The sequence below is a fragment of the Gemmatimonadota bacterium genome (assembly GCA_016209965.1).
Lineage (GTDB): Bacteria > Gemmatimonadota > Gemmatimonadetes > Longimicrobiales > RSA9 > JACQVE01.
This window is the reverse complement of sequence record JACQVE010000119.1, coordinates 1-4,795: the sequence shown is the minus strand read 5'-3', so window position 1 is coordinate 4,795 and position 4,795 is coordinate 1. Positions and strand designations below refer to the sequence as shown.

The 4,795-nt window shown below is 69.8% G+C and carries 4 protein-coding genes; 1 reads left to right on the top strand and 3 read right to left on the bottom strand.

The window, feature by feature from the left end:
- The 3 genes from HY703_05025 to HY703_05015 all read right to left on the bottom strand — a co-directional run.
- Positions 1-902, bottom strand: a 902-nt coding sequence (locus tag HY703_05025; GenBank protein MBI4544538.1) for a hypothetical protein, incomplete at its 3' end; no start/stop codon positions are given.
- 124 nt (positions 903-1,026) lie between these two features.
- Positions 1,027-1,560, bottom strand: a complete 534-nt coding sequence (locus HY703_05020) for a hypothetical protein (protein MBI4544537.1) — start codon at positions 1,558-1,560, stop codon at positions 1,027-1,029.
- Positions 1,557-4,430, bottom strand: coding sequence for an Ig-like domain-containing protein (locus tag HY703_05015; protein MBI4544536.1), 2,874 nt, complete (start codon positions 4,428-4,430; stop codon positions 1,557-1,559). Before HY703_05015 ends, HY703_05020 begins: the two co-directional genes overlap by 4 nt.
- A 196-nt stretch (positions 4,431-4,626) precedes the next feature.
- Here HY703_05015 and HY703_05010 point away from each other — a divergent pair.
- Positions 4,627-4,795: hypothetical protein (locus tag HY703_05010; protein MBI4544535.1), on the top strand; the 169-nt coding region annotated here is incomplete at its 3' end.

Sequence of the window (4,795 nt, the reverse complement as noted above, 5' to 3'; positions counted from 1 at the left end):
TCGACCCACGGCGTGGCGCCGTTGTCGTCCGTGTAGGCGACGTGGATCTCGACCTGCTCGTTGACGGGCTTCGTGTGGTAGGCGATCAGAAGTCTCACCCCGCTGGGCGTAGCCCAGGTCGTGATGGCCGGGCCCCGCTGGCTGATGCCGCTGGGCACCAGGATGCGCTTGGGCGGCTCCCAGCCGGCGCAGTTGGTCGGCGTGAGGTTGCGCGAGAAGATGACCCGCCCACCGTCGCCATTCGTGCCCACGTCCCACCAGGCGAGGTAGAGGGTCTTCTGGAACGGGTCGTAGTAGAGGTCCGGCGCGTCCACCACGTAGTGCGCCAGCGGCGCGCCGCACTTCTCCCCCACGCACACCGTGCAGAGCGTGGCGAACGAGTTGCCCTCGTCGCTCGAGATGGCGACCACCAGGCCATCGCCCTCGATGCCGCCGCCGTTGAAGTCGGGGCCGCACATCTGGGCGTAGAAGATGTTCTTCCCATCGGTGGCGGCTTTGGGGTCGCCGTGTGGAAGCGGGCAGTCGGCCGGCAAGTGCGGAAAGTCCGACGCGGAGTGGACCTTCACGTGCACCCCGCCGCCCCCGGACAGGTACGTTGCCCAGCCGCACCCCAGGAACTGGGCCTGCTCCCCGGTAGTGCCGCAGACGGACCGGTCATCGTACTGCATGGCTCCGGCGAAGATGAGGGATTGGGGGCGCCCCTGCCGTGGCGGCAGGGACAGGGCGGTCGTCTCCGCCCAGTAGTCCCGGACATTGGGAACACCCGTTCCATCCAGGATCTGGTAGTTCGCGAGAGGAGCCGCGCATCCGGCCAGTGCCGCGCAGCATCCGGCGGCGGAGAGCCAGCCGCGGGCATAACCCGCCAACTGCCGGTGCATCGCCGTTGTCTCCTCGTGGGCCATGTTGGTGCACCTCCACGCATGTAGTGGTCGGGCACAACGCTCCGCTAAGCTAAGCAGAAACAAATCGGTCGCGGGTTACGCGGCGGCGGGTTCCGACCGAGCGCTCGCGGGTGTCAGTTCCGCGTCAGCGATCCACGCCCGTCCACCGCCACGAGCCGGCCACCTCATCAATGCGGGCTTCCAGCGGCGCCAGCCCGGCAGGCGCGCCGCGGCAGCCGTGGTCGTGCTCGACGCGCTTGCTGCGGCCGCCAAGGGTGAGGGAAGTAATGACGTAGGGCAGGTCGGCGATGTAGCGCTCGCAGCCTGGCTCGCCGTGGGTGTAGCGGTCCGCCAGCGAGAAGTAGTCGAGCCGCCGGAACGCCTCCGCCAGCGAGACAACCTGGTCCGGGGCTATCTGCTCCACGGCCGTGCCGGTCACGCGCGCGCCGGAATGGCCCTGGTAGATGACCCGGCCATCGGCGTGGATGGCCAGGGAGTAGACGGGGCAGCCGCCCAGGCAGGGCCCTCGCTCGAGAGTGATGAGCACGCTCTCGGCGGCAGCCGCCTGCTCCCCGAGTCCCGCCGTATCTGGCCGTCCTGCTGTCGCCGGTGCCGGCTGCCCTGCAGGCCGGCAGGCGAGCAGTCCGGCGAGGGCAAGGGCCGCGGCGGCACGCCTCACGGCTGCAGCCGCGCGCGCAGGCCGAAGCTGCGCACGCCGTCGGAGAAGACCAGCTCGAGCTCGGGCGCGTCGCTCCGCACCTGGACGGCACCGCCCCGGGCAAAGGAGAGGATCTCGCTCGTGCCCGCGTCGCGCACCATGACCATGGGATAGGCCTGCTCGTTCCACCGCACCTCCACCAGGCCCGGGCGCGGCCTCGCCAGCGAGAGGCCGGGCGGCACCCCGGCCGGTACTCCCGGTGCCGCGGGCGCGGCCGTCGCGCTCTCGGCCAGCACCTGCATCCCCTCGCCACTCAGCCGCAGGGCCGCGAGCTGGTCCGGCCGCGCCATGCCGGCCGGCACCGCGAAGACGAAGCGCCGCGCGCTACCCGGCAGGTCCGCAACCCTCGTTCCACGGAAGGAGAGCGAGAAGAGACGCCGGCCTCCCGCATCCAGCCCCTCGAGCGTGTACGGCCCCGGCGCCGGCGGCAGCACCGGCCGCGTCGTCACCTCGAACGCCGGCTCGATTTCGAGCCCGTTCCGGCCCACGCGTCCCCAGATCAGCAGGGTCGGCTGCGCCGCTCCCGCCGCCGCCCCAGAGGCATCCGGCGGCGCCGGGTTCGCCGCCCGGTAGTCCAGCACGCCACGGTAGGTGTAGTCGCTGATCCACTGCGGGTCGCAGTACGACATCACGTCCTTCATCGTGTCCGGCTTGAGCGTGGTCGTGGCCACATCCACGCCAAAGATCCCGATCCTGGCCGCGGCATAGGGATACAGCGAATCTACCGTAGACGGATCGCCGCACGGCGCGTGGCCGCGGTTGAAGTTGTGCCCCCACTCGTGCGCCGCCACGCCCGCCGCATCACCTGTATCCAGGAAATCCCAGCCCAGCGAGGTGCGGCCCGGCACGAACCCCACCCCGGCGACCCCCGCCGAGTAGGAGACCTTGACCACGCCGTAGTAGAAGCGGCTGGTGCCCTCGGCCACGCGCAGCGCCTCGATCTCATCGATCAATCGGCCCCACGCGCCGTTCGCATCATTGGCCTGCAGGGGCGGCTGGTTGGTGCTGTAAACCGCCCGCACATCCGTGTCGTTGCCCGGCAGGGGGAAGATCTTCTGGGCGAAGTCGATGAAGCGAGCCTTGTTGGTGGTGCTCACATCGCCCGTCAGATTGCCGTTCGCCACCGGCACGAAGCGCACGCTGAACGTGGCCGCCGTGCGCACATCCATGGCCAGCGGTGTGCCTGACGTGGGGAAGTTGTTGTCCGTCTCGTTCGTCTCGGACACCGTGTTCGCCGGGTCCACATCGGCCAGGATCGACAGGTTGGGCTGTATCAGCGAGGCGGGCACGGCCACGTTCCACGAGGTGGTGAGCGGCTCCTCGCTCACGGACGTGGGCACGGAGGCGCCCGGCGCCGAGATGGTGCGCGTGTCCACCAGGTTGCCGCTCGAGTAGAAGCGCACACGCACCGTCGGCGCCACCGTGTTGCTCTCGCTGGCGGTGACGAACACGCGCAGGTAGCCGTCCCGGTCCTTTACCAGGGGCACGGAGCCCGAGCGGGTCTGCGCGCTCTGCGTCAGGTACATCGCCTCGATGCGCAGGTTGAGCGTCGCCGCCGTGGCCGTGAAGCTGACCGCCGTGAGCCCGCTGGCCGATGCCGTGGCCGTGTTCGTGCCGCGCTCCGGCCCCAGCGTCCAGCGCGTCTTGGCCTGGCCGCTGCTACTCGTGGCCGAACTGGACGGGCTGACCGAGCCGCCGCCCGCGGTGACCGCCCAGCTCACGCTCACGCCACTCACGCCGTTGCCGTGCGCGTCCGACGCCTTCACGACCAGCGAGTCGGCCAGCGCGCTTCCCACGTTACCGGACTGCGCGTCGCCGCTCACCTTGGTCAGGCTGGCGGGCGCGCCGGCCAAACCGGTGGCCGAGAAGCTGACGGCCGCGAGACCGGTCACCGTGGCGGTGGCCGCGTTCGTGCCCGCCGTCGTCCCCAACGTCCAGCGCGTCTTGGCCTGTCCGCTGCTGTTGGCCGTCGAGCTTGCCGGCGCCACGGACCCGCCACCCGCTGTGACGGCCCAGCCCACGTTCGCCCCGGCCACTGCGTTGCCGAACGCGTCTGTTACCTTGACGACCAGCGAATCGGCCACGGCCGTGCCGACCGTCGCCGACTGCGCGTCGCCGCTGACCTTGGCCACGGACGCGGCTGCGCCGGCCAGCGCGGTGGCACTGAAGCTGGCCGCCAGCAGCCCGCTCACCGTAGCCGTGGCCGTGTTCGCGCCGATTGTGGTGCCCAACGTCCACCGCGTCTGCGCCTGCCCGTTGGCGTCCGTCGTGGCGCTGGTGGGGCTCACCGCACCGCCACCCGCGCTCACCGCCCAGGCTACGGTCACGCCGCTGACGCTGTTGCCGAACGCATCCGTCACTTTCACAGTCAGCGAATCCGTCACCGCGGCACTCACCGTGGCGCTCTGGCCATCGCCCTTCAACTTGGCCACGGTCGCCGCTGGGCCCGGCGTACCGGTGGCCGCGAAGCTCACCGGCGTCAGCCCGCTCACGCTTGCGGAAACCGCGTTCGGGCCCACGACCGTGCCCAGCGTCCAGCTCGTCTTGGCCTGACCACTACTGTTCGTCGTGGTGCTGGCCGGGCTGACCGATCCGCCACCCGCCGTCACAGACCAGGTCACCGTCACCCCGCCCACAGCCGCCCCGCCGGCGCCGGTCACGCGCACTACCAGCGAGTCAGTCAGCCCGGCCGCAACCCTGCCCGTCTGCCCGTCGCCGCTCACCTTGCTGACCTGAGTGGGCACCGGCGGAGCGGTCCCGTCATCGCCGCCCGAGCAATTCCAGGCTACAAAGGCAAGTACGCCGAGGACAAGCCAGGAAACGCGACGCATCCTAGACCTCCTTGCACGGCGGAGCCTCGTTGCTCCGCTCCCGAATTGTTCTGGAAGTCAAACGTGTCTGAGGCAGAGCCCAGGAAGTTTTTCAAGATAGGGTCAGCCTGACGCGCAATGCAAGAATTTCCCCTCCGATCCCTCCGATCCCTCCGATCCCCTCCGATCCGCACCTTCGTTCTACCGTGAGGGTACCATGGACACCATACTGCGCGTTGCCTTTGTCTACCTTTTCCTGGTCGTGATCCTGCGGCTCATGGGCAAGCGCGAGTTCGGACAGCTCTCGCCCTTCGAGTTCGTCAACCTGCTGGTCATCTCGGAGCTGGTGCAACAGGCCATGATCCGCAACGACTTCTCGCTCGGCC

Excerpts from the sequence above, each read along its gene's own strand:
- HY703_05015 (MBI4544536.1), bottom strand. The coding sequence starts at position 4,430 with ATGCGTCGCGTTTCCTGGCTTGTCCTCGGCGTACTTGCCTTTGTAGCC.